Below are 23,375 nucleotides of genomic sequence, written 5' to 3'. Positions count from 1 at the left end.
TGAGCGCGCGAAAACGTGATGAAGGCGGCCGGTTTGCGGGCCGCCTCCTGTTTGATCAGGCCGTACGTCTGACCATTCTCGCAACGGCTATCAGGATGCAGGCTCCAATGAAGCCCGCGATCAGATAACCCAGCCAGCCGCCAAGGGCGACGCCGAAGAGCGAGAGGATAAAGTTGGCGACGATGGCGCCGACAATACCGAGAATGATGTTCATCAGCACGCCCATGTTGCTCTTCATGAGCATTTCGGCGAGCCAGCCGGCAATGCCGCCGATGATGATTGCGGCGATCCAGCCGATACCTGCACTTTCCATAGCAATTCCCCATTGTGAATGATTGAGCGGCCGGCGCCGGCTATCATGTCTCGCCGATCGAGCTAAACCGATGGCCAAGCGACAACACTATAACCCTCCGCCGCGCCAGTTGGTTCCATAAGCCCGCCCGCAAGAGGTCGCGTGCCCCTCCCGATCTTATTCAGGTCACCTGTCGGCCGCCGGCCAATCGTTCGCAGGCTCCTCTATGACGGCAACGTCGTCCTCCGCAGGGTCGGGATCGCGCTCAAGGGCTGCGCGCAGATTGCCGATCTCCTTGATGATCACATCGAAGACGTCCTGCTGCCTTGCCCCGGCCACAACGCAGTCGTCGACGAGACGCTCCAGCTTGGCGCGAAGCCCGACCTTCCAATTATTCTTGCTCATGACCTTCTCCTCCTCTGATCGATCCACGCGGAGCATGGTCGCTCACGTGTTCCACCGGCTTTGACGGGCAGGCGGCGGGATGAGGTCGCGGCGAACGGGTAAGGTGCTCTCCTGGCATTTGCGCCCGCACCGAGAAATCGGAAAAACCGGTGCGTTCACCATCTCCGTCACGTCCGATTGGCACGCCGCGACCTCAGCGGATTAACCGATAGCCGCAGCAACGGTTCCGCCCCGCCTGGACTCTTTGCATCCGTGAAACCGTCTCGCCTTCACCTCTAGAGCCGATATGCAAGTCCGGCATTGATTTCGAGCCTGAGACCATGCCGAGGCAATCCCTGAAGTCCGCGGCTTCCCGGTCCAGCTCGGCATATTTCCCGCTGTGCGCGCTGCGGATTTGCGCCATTTGCTGACATTGCCGGCACCGCAAAACCGTCTATTCTGCGAGGTTGCAAAAGTCAGGAAAACAAGTGTCGCTTTCATCGGGAAATTTCGCGACAAAAGAGAACCACAATATGGAATCGATTATCGAGATTGGGACCATAAAGGATGTTGAGTCTTGGGCGGAGCTTCGCGTTGCGCTGTGGCCGCATCACTCGCTCGAAGATCATCGAGCTGAGTTGGGCCGGGCGTTTCTTTCAGAAAGTGGAGAAGCCATCGCGTTCATCGCTCGAAATGCTGCGAATGAAGCTGTCGGGTTTGCTGAGGCCAGTTTGCGACATGATTATGTGAATGGATGCAGCAGTTCGCCGGTTCTATTCCTCGAAGGGATTTATATCAGGCCCGTTGACAGGCGAAAGGGTATCGCCCGATCGCTTTGCAATGCCGTTGCCGATTGGGGAAAGTCGCTTGGGTGTGTTGAGTTTGGCTCTGACGCGCGGCTTGAGAATTCAGCCAGCCATGCGCTCCATACTGCTTTAGGATTTGAGGAGACACAGCGCGTCGTGTTCTTCCGAAAGCCACTTTAGGCCGGTGTTGCCCTTCCACGAGGATGGTTCGCCGCACAAATCCTGACTTTTGCGACACTCCGGTCTTTCCTGAAAGCGTTCGAGGATTCTCGCCGCAAAACTCTGTCGCAAAGGTTGGAGTTTCGCGGCGGATTTTTGCGGCGGCCAATGTCCGGTTGGGGCCGAAAGCAGACCCAACGCCCCATCATCATCCAATGGCAAGGGTAAACCGACGACCGCCGATCGAGCCTGTGCCGCTCGGTACCTTTTTAGAGCATTGGCCGGCTTTTCCGAGTCCGGCGCTTCTATGTCGACCCCGGCCGTTATTTCACGGCTTCGATCTCGCTCAGCCGCCATTCTTTGGTGAAGAAGGTCTCAAGCGGACTGTAGAGCCGAAGGATCGTGAAGTACCCCTTTCCCGGCATGGTCTGAACCCAGTTCCCGTCTTTGACGCCCTCCGGCTTCTTTGGGCCGTAATACACGATTGTGGAGCCGTCATCCTCGGCGGATGCTGCGGGTGTCGGATAGCTCTGGCTGCCAGCACGCGGATAACGCTGGGGCGTTTGGAGCATCGACCGGGTCTGGTTGTCGTAGAGCGTGAACGACCAGAAAGCAGCCGCGGGAATGTTCGGCGGCAGCGTCACTTTGTAGGTCTTGGCACCATCAAGGTCTTTCTTGTCGGCGTCGAGGAATCCGATGAGATACTGCGAGCCGACGCGTGGAATGCGCATGATCATGCCTGGAGAGTCGAGGGTGTAGGCGTAGTAGAACGCGGTCTTCGAATCGAGGGTCCGCGCTCCGGTCGACGGAAGCGGTTCGAACTTGCCGTCTTTGGTAAATAATGGCGGGGGCGTCTCGAAGTTGGCGCCACCCTGCCAGAGCATGTTCGTCCATGAGGAGCCGGGATAGTAGCTCCAGCCGTGAGCTTCATTCGGCCGCCAATTCAACACACGCCCTGCCGCGTTTCCCACTTTTGCGGCATCGGTCAGTATCTTCTTCATGCGGTCGTCCGGCTTGAATTCCTTACCCTTCACAATGCCAATCGCCGCCAACTGCCCTGCAAGCTCCGGATTGTAGGAAGTGGCGGGTTCGTCCTGAATATTGGCGTCGATCATCGCGAAGAACGAGTCGTCGGTCGGCGGGATGGTGTTGAACGATTTTCCGCTCGCTTCGACGAATTTCGTCTCGGGAATTGCCGGACCCACTTCCAGTTTGACGTCGCCCTGGAGCGCGGTCGCGATGCTCGTGCCAACGCCTCCTGGGGTGTAAGGGTATATCTTGAGCGCTTTCTTGATCAGCTCGGCAGTGGGCTTCGGGTCGTTGTCGGTCAGAAAGGCCCGCGCCGCATACAGAACGCGGTTTGTCTTCGATCGCGCTACAAAAAAACCACCTTCGGGAAGTGGACCGTCATAGGCTGGCGGTACGACCAGATATTTTCCGCCTTCGCCGCGGTCGGGGCCGGGAAAGCCGATGTCGACGACCCATTGAAACCACATATCGTTTATGGTGCCGAGCCCCTTCGGTGGTTGCTCGATCACCATCGGGCCCTTCGTCAGATCGACGACTGCCATGTAATAGACGGTGTCGGCGTTCGGGGTGAGGAACAGCGAATTCGAATCCATCAGTTCCGAATAGATGATGACGGAATTGTCCTCAGCACCTGCACTGATGAAACCCTTACGGATTGCGTAGGCAGATGCGCCGCCGTAGCTGTTGAGGTAGGCGTCCAGAGCCCGTGTGAAATCCAGCGTGTCGTAAACCTTGTCGACGGTCTCGGCTGTTGGAGCGCCGTCCTTGAACTCAAGCATCCCGATACGGCTATCGACTTTGTCCGGCGTAACGAGGATTGGCGGCGTCGCGTCGGCTGCAGCGGCAGGAATACCGCCGAGAATAGTCGATGCCAGCAGCATCATTCCGGGGAGCATGCATTTCATGACACATCCCTTTCATCGATCTCAGAGATTGACGCATTTTCGCCGGCGGGCTTTCGCAGAGAGGCTTGCTGCGCGTCGAGCAAGATTTCAAAACTGGAGCGCATGAGGGAAACCGCAACGGGTAGATTACAGTACCATCACCGTATCATACAGGTAGCATCCGGTCGCCCGCGGAGTGGATCGCTGCTGGCCGCTCGCCGGGGTAACCACCTGATTTACGTGGGATCAGTCGGCACGGGCCTCAAGGAAAGCGACGCTTGGAGGTTGCGCGCGATGATGGACAAACTCTTAACCAAGAAACCACCGTTAGCCTACGAGGGCCGGCGGAAATATGTTGTCGGGCTCCAGCCAAGAGCTGCGGTTTGCAACCGACGCAAGGCTAAATAATTCCCGTCAAACCTAAAACTATGAAAGTCAACATAACAGAGGTCACAACCACGAAAGAAGGCTGGGCGATCAGGAACTTCTCTTTCGGCTTCATCAACACGCAATCATCATCACCTCCCCGCTCGGACCAGTATGCCTCGGGTCCGAAATCTTCGCGGAAATCGAAGCCGTTTCTACTGTAGAAGATGATCGACCTGATGAACCAATACCAATGGTAAGCGCAAAAGGCGCCCACCACGCAGAACATGATCCACAGTACAATTAGATCGCCAGCAACCACTACAATACTCCCCAACGTCCGAAGCCTAGCAGCGGGGGCGCCCCGCCCGGACTCTTTGCATCCGTGAAACCGTCTCGCCTTCACCTCTAGAGCCGATATGCAAGTCCGGCATTTATTTCGAGCCCGAGACTGTGCCAAGGCAATCCCCTAAAGTCCGCGGCTCCCCGGTCCAGCTCGGCCTATTTCCTGCTGCGCGCGCGGCGGCTTCGCGCGAATTGCGGTCATCAGCAAAGAAGGCCCAAAAGTCTTGGTCATGCAGAGCGAACGGGTTCTCGATTTGGCCGATCTACCAGTCTGGTGCAATCTCCACGAGCGGTTGATCCGGGCTTGCGGCTAAGGCGTCCAGTAACTCCAATTCACCGCCGATCACCGCGCGTTTGGGCTGAGGCGCGTCCCGCCAACGGTCCCAACTCGAAGTCTCGCGACCGTTCAGCACATAATGGTCGCGCAGCACGTTGATTTTCACGAACCACAGACCGGTAACGTTGCCATGCCCGAAGGAAGCTGGGTCTGCTTTCGCTCGCCGGCATTCCAGCCACGCTTCTCCCGCCGACATGAAGGACTGGCGTGGAACATTGGCCGGAGCGAACGAGATTTGGTTCCTCTGCCGCAGCATCTGATCGATTTGGGGATCGCACAGGCACCATTCTCCAGCGCTGGAGTCCCAGTATTCGCATACCCAGTGATCTTCCCATCCATGGGAGAAATAAGCTGCAAAACCACAGCGCACACGGGCGGGAATTTCCCTGCATCGCAGAAAAGAGCAGAGCGCCAGCGCGTAGTCGCGGCAGGTTCCGACAGACCGCTTGTCGGCCGACCGCGCGATGTTGAGAGGCCGTGGATCCCTTCTTAAGACGTCGTCCAAGCGCTCCGCGATCGGCAGTGTCGTTCGCGCCGTCGAATTCAGAATCGTCTCGTCAAGGCCGTACTCTGTTATCCAATCAGAATGAACCAAGACGCCTTGAATGATTTGGATTAGAGCACCAACCTCGGTCGGAAGTACAGCGATTGCACTGGCGTGACGACCTGGATTGGTCATTGCACTATACGGAATCCAGCGATCGACGCCTTCCATGTGTCTCTCCATCACACTGATTGGAGCACAGACTGAGTTGATTTTTGTCTAATCAGCAAGGACGGTAGCGGCTCGAGCCGGCACCTCGCTCAAATCTCTTTGATCTGCGGATCTTCGCTGGCGGCGATCCAGAGGGCGGCATTGAGAGCGGCGCCGCTTAGCAACCGGGCCGCCGCCTCCGGCTCAAGCGGCTTGAGGATGCCTTGGGCGATCAGCCGCTCCCCCGTGCTCTTGGTCACCTGCAGGCAATTGTTCTGGCTCGGCCACTGAGAGGGATCGCCCAATACGCCGGTCCGTCGAGCAGAACGATGCGCTGGACTTCCGGATTGAGCGCCATCTCGATCTGCCCGGCCATCCACCTGCGCGCCCTATTTCGCCAGCCGATCCGGCCCGAGTTTGTAGGTCAGCTTGTCGATCGTCCCGGTGAAGTGGAACGGCAGCTGGTAGCTGTCGTCCACCGCCGAGCGGGTATCGCTCCCAATGTCGAAGGACTCGTCGATGGCCATGAGAAACGGAATGGTGTGAGGCATCGTCTTTTTAGCAAACTCCTTGCCATCCACCGTCATGATGCCGGTGCCACCCTTGCCGGGGCCGGGACCGTCATACTTGAAGTCGAACACGACCGTGTGCTTGCCCGGCTCGAGCGCGCTGCCGCCCAACCAGTCTTCGGCCCCCACGCCGCCCTCCCAGCGGTAGCGCTCCAGATCGAGGAGGTTGTAAACGAAGACTGGCTTGCCTTTGAGCAGGTAGAGACCGTAGCCGCCAAAGCGGCCGCCCATGGTCGCGATCATACCTTCCGCGCCGCCTTCGGGGATCGTCACTTCGGCGGTTATGGTGTAGTCCTTGTTCATAATGCTCGGAGCATTGCCCACGGGAATGTTGGCATTCGCGCCCGAGTAGGTCAGCTCCGTTCGGCCGGCGACCGCGCTCGGTCGCGGGGTAATGGCGCGTGTGATGACCGTGTTGTCCAATGGCAAGACCTGGTATTTCGCGGCCTCCGCAATGAAGACCGCCTGCAGTGCCTTTAGCTTGTCAGGATTCGTGGCCGCGAGGTCGTCGTATTGCGAGTAGTCCTCGGTGAGGTTGTAGAGCTCCCACTTGTAGTCGTTGACGTCGGGAAGCTTTGAAGCTCCCATGAGCCACGGCGCGGCGGCCGGCGTCGTGCAGGCATACCAGCCGTCCTGGTAGATGCCGCGGTTGGCGAACATCTCGAAATACTGCGTGTCGCGCTTCGACGGCGCATTGGCATTCGCTTGGTCGAAGGTGTAAGCCATGCTGATGCCTTCGATCGGCTTCTGCTTGATCCCGTTGACCACCTCAGGTGCCTTGATGCCCGTGGCCTCCAGGATTGTCGGAACAATGTCGATCACATGATGGAACTGGGTTCGAATGCCGCCCACGTCCTTGACATGGCCGGGCCAGGAAATGGCCACGCCTTGCCGGGTCCCGCCGAAATGCGACGCCACCTGCTTGGTCCACTTGAACGGTGTATCAAACGCCCAAGACCATGCCACCGACATGTGCGGATAGGTCTTGTCGGAACCCCAATCTTCATAATGCAACATCTGCTCGACTTCGGGGAGGGTCAGAATTCCGTTGTAGGCGGTCATCTGGTTAAACGTGCCCTCCAGGGTGCCTTCTGCGCTGGTGCCGTTGTCGCCGCTGATGTAGATGATCAGCGTGTTGTCGAGCTTGCCCATGTCCTCGACCGCCTGGATGACCCGGCCAATCTCATGGTCCGTATAGGCCACATAGCCGGCAAAGTTCTCTGCCTCTCGTGCATAGAGTTTCTTCTGCACCAGGGAAAGTGTTTCCCATTTCGGCAGGTCATCCGGCCAGGGTGTCAATTTCGTGTTTTCCGGGATGACGCCGAGCCGCTTCTGGTTGGCGAAGATTTGCTCGCGCAACTTTTCCCAGCCCATGTCGAACTTGCCTTTGAATTGGTCTCTCCACTCCGCCTTCGGCTGGTGCGGCGAGTGGGTGCCGCCCGGCACGTAATAGACCAAGAACGGCTGGGCGGGTGCAGCCGCGTTCAGACTGCTCATGTACTTGATGGCCTCGTCCGCCAAGTCGGTGGTGAGGTTGTAGCCGGGCTTGCCAATCCATGGAAAAATCGGGGTCGTGTTTTGATAAAGGTAGGGCGTCCATTGGTCGGTCTCGCCGCCCATGAACCCGTAGAAATACTGGAACCCCATGCCAATCGGCCATTGATCAAAAGGGCCGGCCGCGCTGTACACGTAGGTAGGCGTGTTATGGTTCTTGCCAAACCACGAGGTGGCATAACCGTTCTCCTTGAGGATTTCGCCGATCGTGGCGTTCTCAAGACCGATGACGGAGTCATAACCGGGGTAACCAGTGGACAGTTCGCCGATCACCCCGTAGCCAACCGAGTGGTGATTGCGGCCGGTGATCAGAGCGGCCCGCGTCGGCGAGCAAAGCGCGGTGGAGTGGAACTGTGTATAGCGCAATCCTGCCTGGGCGACGCGATCCATAGCCGGGGTCGAAACGACCCCACCGAAGGTGCCGGATACGCCATAGCCCTGGTCATCGGTCATGATAAGCAGCACATTCGGCGCGCCCTTGGGTGGCGCGACCGTCGGTGGCCAGTAAGGCTTGGAATCCATGGCGCTTTCCTTGATCACGCCGCCGAACGGCACCGGCGGCGGCGGAATTTGTTTTCCGTCGATCGTGACGGTCGCGTCGGGCGATCCTGGAGTGCCAGTGATTTGTTGCGCATTTGCGCCGAAACAGCCGATCAGAATTGCCATGATCGCGGTCGATGTCATCACAGTCGATTTCATCGTTCGAGCTCCTTAAAAGGGACGCTTGCCGAGTGTTTAACTATCGAGGATTTCTTGACGCGGGAGCAACGTAGTTACTGTAGTCTACGGGCGGAATTGGACCTGGCAGGCCGTTGAAGACGTCGCTCGCCCAGGCCCGCCGTGATCGTGATTCACTGTCTCCGGATTGCTTCGGAGAGCGGAATGCGAGGCTTCCTGCGCGTCGAGCAAGATTTCAAAATTGGAGCGCATTGGGGGAACGCAACGGGTAGGTTACAGTACCATGACCGTCTCATACAGGTAGCATCCGGTCGCCCGTGGAGTGGCGCTATGGGTCCCCAATAGTTGCCGCTGGAACTGCTTCGGCTTTGCCTGCCGACAAAGCTGGAAAGTTGATCGGCACTGATCCGTCGCCCTTCGGAGATCACAAACGCTCCACCAGCAGGCCTGCCGCCATGGCCTGAAAAGCCTCGACCGCCTTCGGCAGCACGCTCTGCGGGTCTTCGCTGGCGGCGATCCAGAGGGCGGCATTGAGAGCGGCGCCGCTCAGCAACCGGGCCGCCGCCTCCGGGTCGAGCGGCTTGAGGATGCCTTGGGCGATCAGCCGCTCCACCGTGCTCTTGGTCACCTGCAGGCAATTGTTCTGGCTCGGCCATTGCGATGGATCGCCCAACACCGCAGGTCCGTCGAGCAGAACGATGCGCTGGACCTCCGGATTGAGCGCCATCTCGATATAGGCCGCACCCTCGGCAAGCAGGCCCTGCCAATCTTTGCCTGCGCGCGCGCCAATCTCTTGCGCGCGCACCGCCATCTCCGTGTCGATCTGATCGACAACTGCCGCCAGCAGCCCGCGCTTGTCCTGAAAGTTGTGGTAAAGCGCGCCCCGTGTCAGACCGACATCGGCCGTCAGCTCGTCCATGGATGCTGCAGAGTATCCCTTTTCCGCAAAAGCCTTCCGCGCCGCCGCGATCAATTTGACGCGGTTTTCCTGCATCGTTTCGCTGCGCTTCCTGACCATTCCATCCCTCAATTTCATATACGAAGCGTATATGGACTTGACATACGCTATGCATGCCGCATATTTCACATACGAACCGTATACCAAATCGGGCGTGAGATGTGAAGCTTTCCCTCGTGCTCATCGGTCGTTGTCAACAATGAAGAGAGATCAGAATGACCCAACGCGAAGCAATCTTTCCCGCCAACCGGCACGCTCTTTACGAAGAGCACGGCTATTCCGCCGCGATCCGATCCGGTGATCTGCTGTTTGTGTCCGGACAGGTCGGCAGCCGTCCGGACGGAACGCCCGAACCCGATTTCGAACGGCAAGTGCGGCTGGCCTTCGACAATCTGAAGGCGACGCTGAGTGCCGCCGGCTGCACGCTGGATGATATTGTCGATGTCACCAGCTTCCACACCGACCCTGAAAACCAGTTCGGAACGATCATGGCCGTCAAGCAGGAGATTTTCAGCAAGCCGCCCTACCCGAACTGGACGGCCCTCGGCGTCAACTGGCTCGCCGGCTTCGACTTCGAGATAAAGGTCATCGCCCGTATTCCTGGAAGTCACTGACATTGCCGGGCCGCATCCGTCGCCGCACAAAGCGCCGGCGGGAGAGCGGCCCGCGCTGCCACCCTCTGGGACATTTGACAGAAACACAACTTTAAGAGTTAGAGGTCGACCTCACACCGAGAGGCTTCCTCAAGCCGCCCGTGGATCGCCGGTTACCCCTCTGTTATTGCCTGCTTACATTGCCCCGGCGCCGCAAAGAATGACCCCGTAGCGCGCCGCTTTGCCATATATTTAGAAAAATCAACCGCATAATCTCTGGGAACAAAGATCTCCCCTGCGTGTTTTGACCGCATGGATCTCATCTGATCCGCAAATGGAGAAAACACATATGAACAAGATCGTCTTCGCGGCGGCAATTCTCGGCGCGTCCGCCGTTGCGGCCTTTGCCCAAACCACACCGGCTCCATCCAAGGATGGAAATACACCTGCGGTTGCAACCCCAGACAGCAAAAATCCGACTGCGCCCGTTGAGGGCGCCAATAGCTTCACCGAAGCACAGGCGAAGGATCGCATTGCGGAAGCGGGCTACACCGACGTCAAGGATCTCAAGCTCGATGACAAGGGGATCTGGATGGCCTCCGGCATGAAGGACGGCAAAACCGTCGCCATTGCCCTCGATTATCAAGGCAACATCGTCGCCAAGTAACCCAAGGAGAAGCATGATGAGAACTGTAACCGGACTTTTCGACGACTACTCGGACGCTCGCTCCGCCGTCAGCAAACTGGAAGCGGCAGGCATTCCGTCAAACGACATCAGTATCGTCTCCAACAAGGCAGGCCGCATCGATCGCGACTCTGACGTTGGCGAGGATGCCGCGACGGGTGCCGGCATTGGCGCTGCCGTCGGCGGCGCTGGCGGCCTGCTGACCGGACTGGGCCTGATGGCCATCCCCGGTGTCGGGCCGGTGGTTGCCGCAGGCTGGCTGGCCGCGACTGCGGCCGGGGCTGTCGCCGGCGCCGTCGCTGGCGGTGCGGCCGGCGGCCTGATCGGCGCCCTCACCGACTCCGGCGTCCCGGAAGATGATGCTCACCTCTATGCCGAAGGTGTCCGCCGGGGCGGCAGCCTGGTCACGGCCAAGGTCGACGATGCCCGCGCTCCCGAGGCGCAGGCCATTCTGCAAGGCTCAAACTGGGTCGACCCGATCGAACGTCGGCGTGCCTATAACGAGCAGGGCTGGACCCGGTTCGACGACACGCTCGATCCATATGCCCCCGAGCAGATCGCGCAGGAGCGCGACCGGTATCGGCGGACCGCCTAACCGGCCTTGAGCTCAACCCTCCTTGCACGTCGCAAGGAGGGTTGAAGCGGTGATCTCACGCGTCAGCCGGTGCCTCTGGCGGGAGTGGCCCACAGCGAAGTTGGCGGACGCGCTTATAGGTGCATCTGCCGACAACAGAAAAGACCGCCTCATGGCGGTCTCTTCATATGCGATTTCCACGATATATCAGCGACGCTCGACGGCCACCGCTGCCTTGCGGATGACATCGATAACCACGTCGGGTTGAGAGAGCATCGGCACGTGGCTGCTTTCCACCTCCGTCACCGTCGCGTTCATACGCTTGGAAACCCAGCGCTGGAGATCGGGGTGCACCGTGTGGTCCTGTGTCGCCAAGACGTACCAGCTTGGCTTGGACTTCCACGCGATCTCGTCGGCACTGAGCTTTTGCTGGTTGAACAGATCGGCAACCGGCGCATAGTGCGTGGCCCATACAAGCTTCTGCTCTTCCTCCGAGAGGTCTCCAGCGAAGAACTTGGTTCCGCTCGGCAGCATCCAGGCCCGGCCGTCCGCTGCCTCGACATGGTTGAAGATGTCCGACGGATACTTGGCGAGCTGATCCTGCACGGTCTCGCCGACATCCGGGGCGACCGCGGCGATGTAAACCAGACCAACGACACGCTCGTCGATGCCGGCGGCCGTGATCGTTGCGCCACCGTAGGAATGCCCGACGAGGATGACGGGGCTGCCGACACGATTGAGCGTCCGCTTAACCGTAGCCACGTCCTCCTCGTAGGAGTCCAGGCCGTACTGGACGGCGATGACTTCGTGCCCGTCCGCCTGAAGCGCAGGGATTACTTTGCTGAAACATGAGCCGTCGGCCCAAATGCCGTGGCAAAAAACGATGGTGGGTTTCGATGATGTAGACATGATCCTGTTCCTTCTTGGGTTGGGCAAATAATTCCGTTGGGGGGCAAGCGAGCCAACGGCTTCTTTCGAAGCTTTTGTGACCAGGCGATGTGCGCCAGGTCGAACTTGGTCGAACAGACACAGTCCGCTAAAGAATGGGTCGTCGTTTCGCCGTTGTGGCGAGGTCGTTCCGGAATATGTTGTTTTGAATGATGCTTCGGCTTGGGACCGAATTATCAGTCAAAAGACGCGGCGGCGTTGGCGATGAACTCGGCAACGACTTTCGGTTGTGAAAGCATAGGCAAGTGGCTTGCCTGAACAACCATGATCTCGGCACCCATACGTTCGGCGGAGTCCTGCTGTACCGCGGGCGGCATCGTGTGGTCGAGCGTTGTGACCATGTACCAAGAAGGCTTGGTGTGCCACGCGCTTTTTGAGATCTTCTCTAATTTACTGCGTGTTCCAAGCGGTCCCTGAGTGGCGTAGACAATATCGGCTTCTTCGGTCGGAAGATCCTGGCCCAGGTATTTGCGCACCCCGTCGCGGGTGAGCGTAACATGCGCGTCGCCCCAGGGCCTCAGTTCATTCACAACAGCCGCAGTCGCATAACCGCTCCACCAGTCGTCGACGGACTGGCCACTGTCTGGCGCAGCGCCGGCGATGTAGACGAGGCCGGCAACTCGGGTATGGTTGCCCGCCTCGGTAATGACCGCGCCACCATAAGACTGTCCCACGAGGATGACCGGACCGTCCTGCATTTCAATGGCGCGATGAACAATTGCCACGTCCTCAGAGAACGAGGTCAATGAAAGCTGAACGGCGATTGCATCAATGCTTCGCCCTGACAGTAACGGTATAACTTTATTCCAAGCATTACCGTCGAGGAAATATCCGTGTACAAGAATAACGTTTCTAATATTCACGGTTACATCTCCTGCGCTGATGTCGTCTGTTGGCAATACATATGAACTACTTTGGAGATTAGGTCATGGCATTTTATTGCTGTACATGGGATGTTATTGCTTAAAATAGGCCAATGAGACGAAAAATCTGTTTTTCGGCTTGATAAGTGTCGAAGTTATCTGACGCTAATGGTAGCTTATTGCTTATTTTGTACATTATTGTTATATCTCTGACAAATGCCGGCGGCCCTGTGCGCGTGCGTATGCAGCAGGGGTGCTACCGACGACCTTTTTGAAACGGCGGGTCAGGTGGCTTTGATCGACAAACCCAAGCTTATCGGCAATATCGGCCAACGATATTTCGGCTGTCTCGATCAATGACTTCGCTTGCTCAATTCTGCATTGCTCCACGTATCGCGCAGGCGTCATGCCAATCTCAGCTTTAAAAACCCGGATGAAGTGAAAGCGGCTGAGACCGGTCCGCTTCGCGAGTGAGGAGAGGTCAGGAAAGTCGTGCGTTGTCCGCCCAAGATGCTCGATTACCCGTCGGATGGCTTCCCTGTCACTGATTTCGCCGGTGTGATCGGAGACTGTGTAAACACCATACATTGTAACGAAATGCACGGTTAGCGCTTCAGCAAGGTGACGTAACAGAGGCATCCGCCATTGAAAATCCCGCTTGCGCATCTCCTCGAGGATCGCGCCGCCGATGTACAGTGCAAACAAATCGTTGGCGTGAAGGATAGAGCCCGTCTGATCATCCCTGCCTCGGAGGGGCTCACGTAACCGAGAGCCATCGCTGAGTTGCTCTGGGTCGATACCGATCCGAAGCATTGGCGGGATAGCGCCTCCAAGCCGTGCTGGGCTACCGGCCGGGACGACAATCAGATCCCCTGCTCTGCAAGATACCTCGCGGGACGCTATGTGCGTTTGAAAGCGGAATTGCCGTGATGATCCCAGCGCCACTAACACTGCATGATGATCACACCCAGGCACAACCAGTTCGACGCCGTGGCTCCCGTCTCTCACATCAAAGTGCAGGCCGCGAGAGGTAGACGACATGCCTGCCGTCGATATGGGCCAGCCGCCGAGCTGGGCTCGGATTTCACCGATACCAGACAGCTCACTCTGGCCCTGAACCTTCATCGCTTTAGCTCCGTATTTAGGCCAGAATTTCCCGGACTTATGCAGCAAATGCCGCAAGACTCCAAGTCAACTAGGGCGTGAACTCATAAAAACGCAGCCATAGTCGGATGGAGGCGGCGGGGTCCGTTCGCCAATGGTTGCATCTCCTGATAACATCAGCATCACACTTCAGCTTAAGCCCCGATCTGGAGGCCTCGCATGCCCTGCAGCAATGCGCTCGCTCCGTTCGTCATCGCCGCTCTCGTGGCCCTCGGTCCGCTGCCGGCTGGAGCGCCGAACAATGCTGCGCCACCGCCGGCGGCAATCTCCCACAAGGCCAAGCTTTGCCAGATGTGTCACGGTAAGAAAGGTCTGCCGACCGTTAAGAACACGCCGATCATCGCCGGCCAGCACGAGTCCTCTTTGCTGATAGCTTTGCAGGAATATCGCAATGGAGCGCGCACCGACGACCTCATGGGCCGGATCGCGAAGAATCTTTCCGACGACGACATGAAGGCGCTTGCAGCCTACTTCTCCGCACTGCCCTGGCCCGCCTACCGCGAGCCGGCCGACGCAGCGAGCATTACCCGCTTCCAAGCGCTCGACGCCGGGAAGATGTGCACCTCGTGCCACCGGGAGGATTTCGTCGGATACGCCAACACTCCGCGCGTCGCAAATCAGAAGCTGGACTACCTGATCAAAACCCTCTCCGACTTTCGCGATAACAAGCGCCCGAACATGCCCCGCATGACCGCCTTGGTGCGCAATTTTTCGGCCGACGACATCGCTGCCATGGCTCACTATCTTGCCGGCCTCTGACGATCAGTTCGGGGTCGGCGATCCACCTAATAGGGCCGCCGGCGCGATTGCAGTTGGGATCTGCTTGGCATTGATACCCTTAAGATCACCGAGAGCAGACATCAGTCCTGCAAGGCCCAGTCTGCGACCTGCCAACGCATCTCCCCATGATCAGCAACGACACGACCGAGCCCAGGGAACGGCATGTGCGTGGCAGCGATAAGTGCGCCTTCCGACGCGGCACGCGGAAAGAAGCGATCACGCATGGCTTTCGCAGCGGCACGGTCCTGCTCAAACAGGAAGAACACATCGGTCGCGGCCGGATGCACGACCGGAAAAATCATATCCGAAACCATGATCATGCTCTTCCCGCCATCTTCCACCCGCACGCCGATATGGCCGGGTGTATGGCCGGTTAAGTCGACGATCGAAACGCCCCGCATGATCTCGCGCTCTCCGTCGATCGCTTGGAGCCTCGGATATAGCCGCACCACCTCCTCCGCCATACTGAAGCTCGTCTGCAGGTATTCAGGCGCGCCGCTGCGCTTGGCCGGATCGGTCCAGTGAGTGATGTCGCGACGATCGATATAAAGCTCGGCTCCGGGGTAGTTGTTCTTACCTCCCAGAACCAGCCCACCCATGTGGTCTTGGTGCATATGCGTCACGATGACCGCGTCGATCTTGTCGGGCTTCAGACCGAGCGCGGCGAGTGCCTGTGGTAACTGTCCGGTCTGCCCGATCGAACCTGCCGCACCGGCATCGATCAGGATGCGGCGCTCGCCATCCTCGACGAGATATTGGTTGAAGAGGAACCGAACCCCACTCGGCCGGGCGGTAAACTGTGCGCTTGCCGCCCTCTCGACCTCGGGCGCTGAGCGCCCCGGAAAGTAGTCATAGGGCATATCGGCATAGCCGTCCGTCAGTGCCGTCACGGTGAACCGACCGATGCGGATCTGTGCGAACGGGTTCATCGCAACAGGCGCCTTGGCAGCTTCCTGCGTCGCCGCACGGGCGGCGGAGTCGCCGAGCAGGCCTCCACCGAGGAGGCTTCCCCCGATGAGGCCGAGAGGCAGGGCGCCAGCGAAGGCGCGACGTGAAAGTTGAGGCATGACATCTTCTCCGGATCAGTAGCACGATGGGAGCTACGTCGAGCCCCTTGACGACGCGAATGCTATGACATCCACAATCAACCGGGTATCTTGGCAATGTGGAAACATTCTTCTCATTTTATGGAAGGCTTCGATGGATCGTTTTGACGCGATGGCGGTGCTATTGGCGGTGGTCGACGCCGGCAGTCTTTCTGCCGGGGCACGGCGGCTGAATGCGCCGCTGGCCACGGTCAGCCGCAAAGTGGCCGATCTTGAAAAGCATCTTGGCGTTCGCCTGGTCGTGCGCACCCGCCGCGGCCTTGCCTTGACGGAGGAGGGGCGCGCCTTCGTCGCCGCGTCACGTCGTATTCTCGAGGAACTGGACGCGGCGGAGCGGCAGGCCAGCGGCGATTATGGAGCGCTGCGTGGCGGGCTGCACGTGACCGCGCCGATTGCCTTCGGCGAGCGCCATCTGCTGCCAATTGCGCTCGAATTCCTGAAGGAGCAACCCGATATCAACCTGCGGCTGACCCTGACTGATCGGCAGCTAAGCCTGAGGGATGAGCACGTCGATGTAGCCCTGCGGATCGGGCACCTGCCGGACAGCGCGATTATCGCAACACGGGTTGGCGCCGTCCGCCGGGTGATCTGCGCGAGCCCCGATTATCTCGCCCGCCGAGGAGTGCCGCGTCAGCCGGAAGACCTCGCCCCGCATGATGGCATAAGCTTCCAGGGCTTCGCGACCGCCCCGGAATGGCGATACCGCCGGGACGGCGCGGCCTTCGCCGTCGAGCCGCGCCTCAAACTCGCGGTCAACACGACAGAGGCTGCCATTCAGGCTGCGCTGGCCGGTATCGGCATTATTCGCGTGCTTTCTTACCAGATCAACGACCATTTGCGCTCTGGCGCCCTGCAGGAATTGTTGGCGGAGTTCGCACCGGAGCCGCTGCCGGTAAATGTTATTCACGGACCAGCCGATCCGCTGTCGCTGAAGGTGCGGTGCTTCCTTGACTGGATCGGCCCCCGCCTGCGCGCGCGGATGGCAGCCTAGCGTCCCGCCTATCAGACGCGTCTCCGTTAATGGCGGTCAGGCTCACTGGTAGTCGATCGTCCTCTGCCGTTCGAGGTCGATCCGAGGAACGTGCTATATGTGCTAGGATGCGGCCCGAAGGCGGAATGCGACAGACGCACTGCGAGGGGCGGTGTGATCGCACCGGAATTCGCGCGACCGAGAGCCGACGTTGTGCTTTTGAAAGGGGAGATGAGGACGATGCCGACACCAGAGCAACCCAGTCTAATCGTTCGACAGAAATCCCCACAGAATATCGAGTTTCCGTTTGCGTCGCTCTCCGATTGGCTGATCCCGACCGAGCTGTTCTTCGTGCGAAACCATTTCCCGTCGCCGGACCTCGATGCGCGAGACTGGAGATTGCGCGTTGGCGGGGCGGTGGAGCGGCCGATCGAACTTGACCTCGACAGCATCAAGGCGATGCGGAGCACGACTTTCACCGCCGTCGTCGAGTGTGCAGGGAACGGGCGCGTCTACTATGAGCCGCCGAGGGAGGGATTGCAGTGGCAGAACGGAGCCGTCGGCAATGCCGCGTGGACAGGTGTTCTTCTGCGCGACATTTTGGAAATGGCGGGCGTTAAGCGAACCGCATGTGAGGTTCTGCTCGCAGGCGCCGACAGCGGCGTCGTCGACACGAACAAGAAAACAGCTTCTCCCGGCCCCATCGCTTTTGCGCGCAGTCTACCGCTTGAGAAGGCCATGGCTGACAGCACGATCCTTGCCTATTCGATGAACGAGGAGCCGTTGACGCGCGATCACGGCTACCCGCTACGCGCGGTCGTGGGTGGCTGGTTCGGCATGGCTTGGGTCAAGTGGATCACTGATATCACGGTTGTGGAGCAACCGTTCCTTGGCTACTGGCAGGCGCGCGACTATTTCCGTTGGGAGCGCAGCCTCGGGGAACCGACGCTGGTCCCCCTTGCGGAGATGGAGGTCAAAGCGCAGATCGCGCGTCCGGTACAGGGGGCGCAGCTCATCGCCGGCCAACCGTACCGGATTTTCGGAGCCGCCTGGAGCGGAGAGGCTGCTATCCGGCAGGTGCAGGTCTGCACCGGAGATGGCAAGGGCTGGCGCGAGGGAAGACTCCTCGAAACAGAACGTCCCTTTGCATGGCGCTTGTGGGAGTACATGTGGACCCCTGAAGAAGTGGGGCGATATACACTGCGATGTCGCGCGATCGATGGGGCTGGATGCGTGCAGCCCGACCTCCAGCGTTCCGACTGCGAGAGCTACGCGGCCAATTGGATCATTCCGGTGGAGGTTACGGTCGTTCCCAAGCCACAGACGTACGAGGAGGAATTCGTGATCTGATCACCCGCATGGGGCGGAATGGCGGCTTTTGGCGCAACTGCGACCCGCCTTGTCACTGCGTCATGTCCGCTTTGCATGTTCGCCAGGATCAGGCTGGGACCAAGCCACGCACCACACGGAACATCATCGGAAATGATCGGGGTCCATCGGGCAAGCCAACCAGATACCCGGCACGAACATGCTGTTCGATCGAACCGCGGGCGTCGTCCGAAAGTGCCATCAATGTGCTTGTGGTGCTGCCTGGGCCGTCGGTGAACGTAGCCCAATAATCCGCGAAGGACGCATACTCACAATCCACGACAACGGGAATCTCCGTCACGTCGACGAGGCCGATCTTCCGCCACAACATCGCCTGACCATTAGGCCAGAAGAGCTGGCGCCCCGCCCGCATGGATCTCAGCCTGGCGAAGTCGGTCTCAAGCACGGCGCCGGTGTTAATGACGAGATCGAAGGCGGGCATGCCACCCAAGAACTGAGTAACGGCGGACGCGACCACGCCGCCTGGACGGGTCACGCGCTTCATCTCGGCAACGACCTGTTCAATTTCCGGGATAACGTCCAGGGCCAGCGTGGAAACGGCCGCATCGAAAAAGTCAGTGTCGAACCGCATGTGCCGGACATCGCCGTGTTCATAGGCGATATTGGGGTGGGATCGTCGACGGCGGGCTCCTTCCAGGTATCCCTCAGATGCGTCAACACCGATCACATGCGCTCCCGCCTCGGCCAGTGCTTTCGACAACACACCTGTCCCACATGCTACATCGAGCACGCGACTGCCCGGAGCAATATTAGCACGGGCGAGAAATGGGCTTGCCAGATGTTCGCTCCAGCGCCCTATGAATGTCTCGTAGACGTCGGGATCAGCCCAATTGTATCGTAGTTCTGCGGCTTCCATGGCTTGCCATCCTCTCTCGATCAAGAATGGACGGTAACACGGCCATTCGGTCGCGCGTATTGCCGTCACACCGGGTAATCCAGCGAAACCTTGTTAACGCTTCTCAAGAAAATATGACACAGCCGGCGCGATGCTGAGATTGATGGACAGCCGGATCGTCTGGATCGCCCTTCAGGGCGGTGAACCCGCGGGAACAGCAAGCCTTGACGGGGATATGGTCAGGATTAGAGACGATAGCGGAATGCGAGAGCCGAGGAGGCTGCTTCCGGGAGGTTTGCTCTCAAGCGTTCTTCCAACCAATCGACGCATGAATGGACCATTTCAATCCGAGGCTACGCTTATGCAGTTGCGTCCAGATTTTCTTCCCGGACCTGTAGGATGCGGTCGACCAACCCCCATTCCAGAGCTTCCTCTGCGGTCATGAAACGGTCGCGGTCCATCGCGCGTTCGAATTCCTCATAGCTGCGTCCGCAATGCTCGGCATAGAGACGTGTCATCCGGTCCTTGGTCCGTCTGATTTCCTCGGCATGGATGAGCATGTCCGATGCCTGTCCCTGAAAGCCACCGGATGGCTGATGGACGAGGATGCTTGTATTGGGCAGTGTTGCCCGCTGTCCGGGTTCACCCGCCATCAGCAGGAACGATCCCATCGAGCGGGCTGTCCCCATGCAAAGCGTATGCACCGGAGCGCGGATGTAACGCATGGTGTCATACATGGCGAGGCCGCTCGTCACCATGCCGCCGGGGGAATTGATATAGAGGCTGATTGGCTTCTTGGGGTTTTCCGCTTCGAGGAACAACAATTGTGCGCAGACCAGCGCAGACACGGTGTCGTTCACTTCGCCATTCAAAAAGATGATCCTTTCACGAAGCAGGCGGGAGTAGATGTCGAAAGATCGCTCCCCTCTGCTTGATTGCTCTACCACCATAGGGACGAGTTGCATCGCTTCGCGCATCGGCGAACTCCAATCTTCCAGAATTTAAAGGGAAGCTCGCCGCGTCAGGCGGCGAGCATGAGGGGCAGGCTATTATTGTTTGCGGTTGCGCGGGTCATCCGATCGAACCTGACGTCCGTAAGCTGGTGAATGATCCGCAGCTTGGTTCCGCCGGTGTCGTTGGGGGTAATCCGAAAGATGACCACGCTTTCAAGGAACGGCGGATCGCTTTCGCGCATCCGGTAGCGGACCTCTTGCCCCGCCGTCAGAGACGCAGCCTCCGGATCGGCCAATGCCTCTTTCGGCAACCAGTTCTCTCGAATCTCCGGAATGCTTATCGCGCGCCAGACCTTGTGCGGCGGCTCGTCGATTTCGTACTCAAGCTCGATGCCCTTGTGGTGATCGTCGGTCTTGCTCTCGTTCATTGATCCATATCCTTCAGCAGAGCTTTGAGGGCGTCGATGCGAGCCGGCCAGTAGGCGCGATACTTCGCCAGCCATCCGGCAATGAGTGCCAAGCCTTCTGGATCGACCTCGTAGTTCACAAAGCGCCCCTGTCGTTCCTCCCGCACCAGTCTCGCGCTCCGCAGAACGGAGAGGTGTTGGGACATGGCAGGCTGACTGATCTTCATGCCATCGCGCAAAGCGCTGGCATTCATGCTTCCGGTCGCCAGCTTCTCAAAGATCGCGCAGCGGGTGGGATCAGCCAAAGCCTTGAAGATGTCGTTCTCTATCATGCCAACACATAAGCACATACTTATGTGATTCGCAAGGCGTCTCCGCCTATTTCCAGCTGAAAGTGCCGCCGGAAACGCGGCGCCTGCCGGGCTTGCAGCAGCCGACGGCACCACGATGCCCGGATGACGGTGCCGTCCTAAACAGTGTGCCGGACGTCAACGCCGCTGGTACGGGATACGGCCGTGCCCTTTTCGCAAGACAAGTGTCGGTATTGGCTTTGCTTACTCGTCTTTACAAGGTGGCTCCATGCGATGGGCCAGGGCGCAGAACGACAGGAGGGCGAAATGAACAGGACAAGGGTTCGGTTGGAAGACCGGGGGCTGGTCGAATGCCCACGATGGCATGACGGCGAGCTTTGGTTCGCGGATTGGACAAGCGGCGAAATTCTCGCCTTGAGCGAGCACGGAACTGTCAGAGTGGCGACAACCGCGAAAGCCCCGCCCCTGTCATTCGACTTCGGACCACAGGGCGACATGTACGTCATCGCGTCCGGGGCATCGCACTTGCTGCGGTTCAACGGCTCCGGACTGGAAGAGTTCGCCGAGCTGGGAGCGAATGGCTGGAACGAGATCGTGATCGATCCGCAAGGCCGTATCTACGTCAACGGACCCGCGATCTTGCTGATACATCCGGACGGGACGGTCGAAACACAAGCGGAAGGCTTTCAGTTTCCAAACGGAATGGCTCTCTCTGCGGACGGGCGCACACTGGTTTGCGCCGAAAGCTGGGCGAAACGGCTGACATCGTTTGACGTCGCCGCCGACGGGCGACTTTCGCATCGAAGGGTTTGGGCCGATCTTCCCGGGTGGCCCGATGGCATATGCTTCGACGCTGAAGGGGCGATCTGGTACGCCGACGTACCCAATGCCTGCTGCTGCAGGGTTCGTGAAGGCGGCGCGCTCCTCGATGACGTGAAGCTCGATCGCGGCGCCTTCGCCTGCATACTGGGTGGACCTGATCGAACCACCCTCTACATAACTGCCGCCAGATGGTTCGGGATGGACAAGATGGACCAGATGGGCGGAACTGGCCAGCTGTTGTCTGTCGAGGTCGAGACGGCCGGGGCGGGTTGGCCTCACGGCTAGGTCAGCCACCCGCTTCGAAAAGCACAGCGAAAACTACCTGGCTCTCGTCAAACTCGCTTCAGCCAAAATCTGGATGCGCTTCACGAGTCGGAGAGCTATAAAGTCCCCTCGGACGCTCGGAGAGGCGTTCAGGCAGGAGCCCGACCATGATCAAGATGAGCGTCTACTATCCTGCCGATGGCGGCTCGAAGTTCGATCACGACTACTACCGCACCCGCCACATGCCACTGATCCAGGAACGGCTCGGCGATGCCTGCCTGCGCTACGAGATCGAGAAGGGCCTTGCGGGTCGCGAACCTGGAAGCGCGCCGGAGTTCGTCGCGGCGTGCCACATCTACTCGCCGACCCTGGGGACATTCCAGGAGGCGTTCGGTCCCCACCGCGCCGAGATCGTCGCGGACGTCGCCAACTATACGGACATCGCGCCCATCGTGCAGATCAGCGAAATCGTTGCAGGGTAAGGGGCTTCGGCGCGTCAGGCGTAGCCGTTGAACTGTCCGGGATCGGCGTAGTGCTGGCGCACCTGATCCATGGTGACGTAGCCGGTGCCGAAGCGGTCGACGATCGGGACCGTGTGGTTGCCGTTGAAGCGAAAACCACCTTGCTACCCGCCAGGACGGGGAGGAAGCTCGCGTGTTCCATCATGGACGGTGGGGCTATTTGATGGAGCTGTCGTTGGAACACGCAGTTAGTCGACCGATAAACCAGCGTCCTGCGGGGCCTGGTGGATCGTCGGATCGATAGGCGATGGACACTGGCAGTCGAAGTCCGCCTGCAGGTAAATCCTCGATGATCAGCGAGACCAGCCGCCCTTCCTCGATATCCGTCTTCACGGCATGTTCCGGCATCCCGCCCCAACCAAGGCCGTTGATCAGAAAGGTATGTTTGGCGAAGAGGTCGGCCAGCCGCCAGGTCTGCGAAGACATCACGCCGAATTCCCGCCCGGCCGATAACTCCGTACGATCGGTGAGGATCAGCTGAACATGCTGCTCGAGTTGGCTCTTGGAAATCGGCCCTTCGATCAATGATAACGGATGGTCTGCGGAAGCAACGATATTGAACAGGATACTGCCGAGAGACTCGGTTGCGATCCCTGAAGGCATGACCGGCAAAGAGCCAACGATGCCGACATTGGCTCTTCGATCAAGTATGGGCTCCACCGTACCACCCAGCGCCTCCACGAACAGACGCAAGGGAACAGTTGGGAAACGCTCGCGAAAGTCCTTTGCTGCCTCAGCGATTATGTGGATGGGAAAGAACACGTCGATGACGACGGACAGCTCTGCTTCCAGCCCGGTGGCCATCCCCTTCGCGTAGGATTTGAATATGTCCACCTTGGCGATGATCTCGCGGGCTTTTGGAAGCAGCAAATCTCCTGCTCCGGTCAATCGAGGATATCGGCCATCTCGATCGAACAATTCAACGCCGAGTCTAATTTCCAGGCTGCGAATGAGTTCGCTGACGGCCGACTGGGCCCGCCCCAGTCTGCGGCCTGCCGCAGAGAAGCTCCCTTCATCGACAGTCACCACAAAAGTGCGCAATTGATCGAGCGTTATTCCGTCCAATCTCTGTTCCCTTCACCAAAACCGATATGGGTGTAATATCGGATTACACGATGGTATCCATCATTAAATA

The 23,375-nt window shown here is 59.1% G+C and carries 25 protein-coding genes and 1 pseudogene; 9 read left to right on the top strand and 17 right to left on the bottom strand.

The genetic code is table 11. The annotated features are described in order from the left end of the window. Nucleotides 1-55 precede the first annotated feature (55 nt). Together AB8B31_RS04255 and AB8B31_RS04250 are read right to left on the bottom strand one after the other, a co-directional pair. A complete protein-coding gene (locus tag AB8B31_RS04255; protein WP_018241050.1) occupies nucleotides 56-313 on the bottom strand; it encodes a GlsB/YeaQ/YmgE family stress response membrane protein in 258 nt (85 codons plus the stop codon). 165 nt (nucleotides 314-478) lie between these two features. Then, on the bottom strand, nucleotides 479-697 hold the full coding sequence (locus AB8B31_RS04250; RefSeq protein WP_018241049.1) for a hypothetical protein: 219 nt from the start codon (nucleotides 695-697) through the stop codon (nucleotides 479-481). 512 nt (nucleotides 698-1,209) lie between these two features. Between AB8B31_RS04250 and aac(6') the strand changes: the two genes are divergently transcribed. Then, nucleotides 1,210-1,662 (top strand): aminoglycoside 6'-N-acetyltransferase, encoded by a 453-nt coding sequence (gene aac(6') / locus AB8B31_RS04245; protein ID WP_018241048.1) that lies wholly within the window; start codon nucleotides 1,210-1,212, stop codon nucleotides 1,660-1,662. Between the two features lie 302 nt (nucleotides 1,663-1,964). Here aac(6') and AB8B31_RS04240 read toward each other — a convergent pair whose 3' ends face one another. From AB8B31_RS04240 to AB8B31_RS04215, 6 genes and pseudogenes are all read right to left on the bottom strand, one after another. Next, entirely contained in the window at nucleotides 1,965-3,575 is a 1,611-nt protein-coding gene (locus AB8B31_RS04240) for a DUF1254 domain-containing protein (protein ID WP_018241047.1), read from the bottom strand. A 379-nt stretch (nucleotides 3,576-3,954) separates the two neighbouring features. Next, nucleotides 3,955-4,242, bottom strand: coding sequence for a hypothetical protein (locus AB8B31_RS04235; RefSeq protein ID WP_026188303.1), 288 nt, complete (start codon nucleotides 4,240-4,242; stop codon nucleotides 3,955-3,957). Nucleotides 4,243-4,528: 286 nt separating this feature from the next. Next, entirely contained in the window at nucleotides 4,529-5,317 is a 789-nt protein-coding gene (locus tag AB8B31_RS04230) for a transglutaminase-like domain-containing protein (RefSeq protein WP_018241046.1), read from the bottom strand. 104 nt (nucleotides 5,318-5,421) lie between these two features. After that, nucleotides 5,422-5,669 (bottom strand): annotated as a pseudogene (locus tag AB8B31_RS04225) (TetR/AcrR family transcriptional regulator); the annotation flags it as partial. 16 nt (nucleotides 5,670-5,685) lie between these two features. Next, nucleotides 5,686-8,118 (bottom strand): arylsulfatase, encoded by a 2,433-nt coding sequence (locus tag AB8B31_RS04220; RefSeq protein ID WP_018517453.1) that lies wholly within the window; start codon nucleotides 8,116-8,118, stop codon nucleotides 5,686-5,688. A 403-nt stretch (nucleotides 8,119-8,521) separates the two neighbouring features. Beyond that, nucleotides 8,522-9,133 carry a TetR/AcrR family transcriptional regulator gene (locus AB8B31_RS04215; RefSeq protein ID WP_018241043.1) on the bottom strand — a complete coding sequence of 204 codons (612 nt, stop codon included), beginning with the start codon at nucleotides 9,131-9,133 and terminating at the stop codon, nucleotides 8,522-8,524. Nucleotides 9,134-9,270: 137 nt separating this feature from the next. Here AB8B31_RS04215 and AB8B31_RS04210 point away from each other — a divergent pair, with 137 nt between their 5' ends. The 3 genes from AB8B31_RS04210 to AB8B31_RS04200 all read left to right on the top strand — a co-directional run bounded on the left by AB8B31_RS04210 (nucleotide 9,271) and on the right by AB8B31_RS04200 (nucleotide 10,928). After that, the gene (locus AB8B31_RS04210; RefSeq protein WP_018241042.1) at nucleotides 9,271-9,669 is read left to right on the top strand and encodes a RidA family protein; all 399 of its coding nucleotides are present in this window, start codon (nucleotides 9,271-9,273) and stop codon (nucleotides 9,667-9,669) included. Between the two features lie 328 nt (nucleotides 9,670-9,997). Further along, nucleotides 9,998-10,315: a PepSY domain-containing protein gene (locus tag AB8B31_RS04205; protein ID WP_018241041.1), complete on the top strand. Its 318-nt coding sequence runs from the start codon at nucleotides 9,998-10,000 to the stop codon at nucleotides 10,313-10,315. 16 nt (nucleotides 10,316-10,331) lie between these two features. Next, nucleotides 10,332-10,928 (top strand): general stress protein, encoded by a 597-nt coding sequence (locus tag AB8B31_RS04200; protein WP_018241040.1) that lies wholly within the window; start codon nucleotides 10,332-10,334, stop codon nucleotides 10,926-10,928. Between the two features lie 186 nt (nucleotides 10,929-11,114). Here AB8B31_RS04200 and AB8B31_RS04195 read toward each other — a convergent pair whose 3' ends face one another. The 3 genes from AB8B31_RS04195 to AB8B31_RS04185 all read right to left on the bottom strand — a co-directional run bounded on the left by AB8B31_RS04195 (nucleotide 11,115) and on the right by AB8B31_RS04185 (nucleotide 13,843). Next, a complete protein-coding gene (locus AB8B31_RS04195; protein ID WP_018241039.1) occupies nucleotides 11,115-11,816 on the bottom strand; it encodes an alpha/beta fold hydrolase in 702 nt (233 codons plus the stop codon). Nucleotides 11,817-12,031: 215 nt separating this feature from the next. Beyond that, nucleotides 12,032-12,718, bottom strand: coding sequence for an alpha/beta fold hydrolase (locus tag AB8B31_RS04190; RefSeq protein WP_018241038.1), 687 nt, complete (start codon nucleotides 12,716-12,718; stop codon nucleotides 12,032-12,034). A 201-nt stretch (nucleotides 12,719-12,919) separates the two neighbouring features. Next, entirely contained in the window at nucleotides 12,920-13,843 is a 924-nt protein-coding gene (locus AB8B31_RS04185) for a helix-turn-helix transcriptional regulator (RefSeq protein WP_018517454.1), read from the bottom strand. A gap of 198 nt (nucleotides 13,844-14,041) precedes the next feature. On the opposite strand from AB8B31_RS04185, the gene AB8B31_RS04180 reads away from it, so the two are divergent. Beyond that, nucleotides 14,042-14,641 carry a c-type cytochrome gene (locus AB8B31_RS04180; protein ID WP_439007356.1) on the top strand — a complete coding sequence of 200 codons (600 nt, stop codon included), beginning with the start codon at nucleotides 14,042-14,044 and terminating at the stop codon, nucleotides 14,639-14,641. Between the two features lie 101 nt (nucleotides 14,642-14,742). Here AB8B31_RS04180 and AB8B31_RS04175 read toward each other — a convergent pair whose 3' ends face one another. Then, nucleotides 14,743-15,729: an MBL fold metallo-hydrolase gene (locus AB8B31_RS04175; RefSeq protein ID WP_439007355.1), complete on the bottom strand. Its 987-nt coding sequence runs from the start codon at nucleotides 15,727-15,729 to the stop codon at nucleotides 14,743-14,745. A gap of 133 nt (nucleotides 15,730-15,862) precedes the next feature. On the opposite strand from AB8B31_RS04175, the gene AB8B31_RS04170 reads away from it, so the two are divergent. Further along, nucleotides 15,863-16,759, top strand: a complete 897-nt coding sequence (locus AB8B31_RS04170; protein ID WP_026188302.1) for a LysR family transcriptional regulator — start codon at nucleotides 15,863-15,865, stop codon at nucleotides 16,757-16,759. A gap of 219 nt (nucleotides 16,760-16,978) precedes the next feature. After that, the gene (locus tag AB8B31_RS04165; protein WP_026242424.1) at nucleotides 16,979-18,088 is read left to right on the top strand and encodes a sulfite oxidase; all 1,110 of its coding nucleotides are present in this window, start codon (nucleotides 16,979-16,981) and stop codon (nucleotides 18,086-18,088) included. Nucleotides 18,089-18,176: 88 nt separating this feature from the next. On the opposite strand, the gene AB8B31_RS04160 is transcribed toward AB8B31_RS04165, so the two are convergent. The 4 genes from AB8B31_RS04160 to AB8B31_RS04145 all read right to left on the bottom strand — a co-directional run bounded on the left by AB8B31_RS04160 (nucleotide 18,177) and on the right by AB8B31_RS04145 (nucleotide 20,654). Next, nucleotides 18,177-18,983 (bottom strand): class I SAM-dependent methyltransferase, encoded by an 807-nt coding sequence (locus tag AB8B31_RS04160; RefSeq protein WP_018241032.1) that lies wholly within the window; start codon nucleotides 18,981-18,983, stop codon nucleotides 18,177-18,179. 338 nt (nucleotides 18,984-19,321) lie between these two features. Further along, nucleotides 19,322-19,939 (bottom strand): ATP-dependent Clp protease proteolytic subunit, encoded by a 618-nt coding sequence (locus tag AB8B31_RS04155; RefSeq protein WP_018241031.1) that lies wholly within the window; start codon nucleotides 19,937-19,939, stop codon nucleotides 19,322-19,324. 44 nt (nucleotides 19,940-19,983) lie between these two features. Next, complete coding sequence (locus AB8B31_RS04150; RefSeq protein ID WP_018241030.1) at nucleotides 19,984-20,343, bottom strand: SRPBCC family protein; 360 nt, start codon at nucleotides 20,341-20,343, stop codon at nucleotides 19,984-19,986. After that, nucleotides 20,340-20,654, bottom strand: a complete 315-nt coding sequence (locus AB8B31_RS04145; RefSeq protein WP_026188300.1) for an ArsR/SmtB family transcription factor — start codon at nucleotides 20,652-20,654, stop codon at nucleotides 20,340-20,342. The genes AB8B31_RS04150 and AB8B31_RS04145 overlap by 4 nt, the downstream gene beginning before the upstream one ends. Nucleotides 20,655-20,939: 285 nt before the next feature. Between AB8B31_RS04145 and AB8B31_RS04140 the strand changes: the two genes are divergently transcribed. Together AB8B31_RS04140 and AB8B31_RS04135 are read left to right on the top strand one after the other, a co-directional pair. Further along, nucleotides 20,940-21,740 (top strand): SMP-30/gluconolactonase/LRE family protein, encoded by an 801-nt coding sequence (locus AB8B31_RS04140; protein WP_018241028.1) that lies wholly within the window; start codon nucleotides 20,940-20,942, stop codon nucleotides 21,738-21,740. A 146-nt stretch (nucleotides 21,741-21,886) separates the two neighbouring features. Continuing rightward, nucleotides 21,887-22,201, top strand: a complete 315-nt coding sequence (locus AB8B31_RS04135; RefSeq protein ID WP_018241027.1) for an EthD family reductase — start codon at nucleotides 21,887-21,889, stop codon at nucleotides 22,199-22,201. Between the two features lie 195 nt (nucleotides 22,202-22,396). Here AB8B31_RS04135 and AB8B31_RS04130 read toward each other — a convergent pair whose 3' ends face one another. After that, nucleotides 22,397-23,305 carry a LysR family transcriptional regulator gene (locus AB8B31_RS04130; RefSeq protein ID WP_018241026.1) on the bottom strand — a complete coding sequence of 303 codons (909 nt, stop codon included), beginning with the start codon at nucleotides 23,303-23,305 and terminating at the stop codon, nucleotides 22,397-22,399. Nucleotides 23,306-23,375 lie beyond the last annotated feature (70 nt).

It is taken from the genome of Rhizobium sp. 62_C5_N11_2, from assembly GCF_051811185.1.
Taxonomy (GTDB): Bacteria; Pseudomonadota; Alphaproteobacteria; order Rhizobiales; family Rhizobiaceae; genus Rhizobium; species Rhizobium leguminosarum.
Note: the sequence above shows the minus strand (reverse complement) of the source record. Positions and strands in the feature narration are given on the sequence as shown.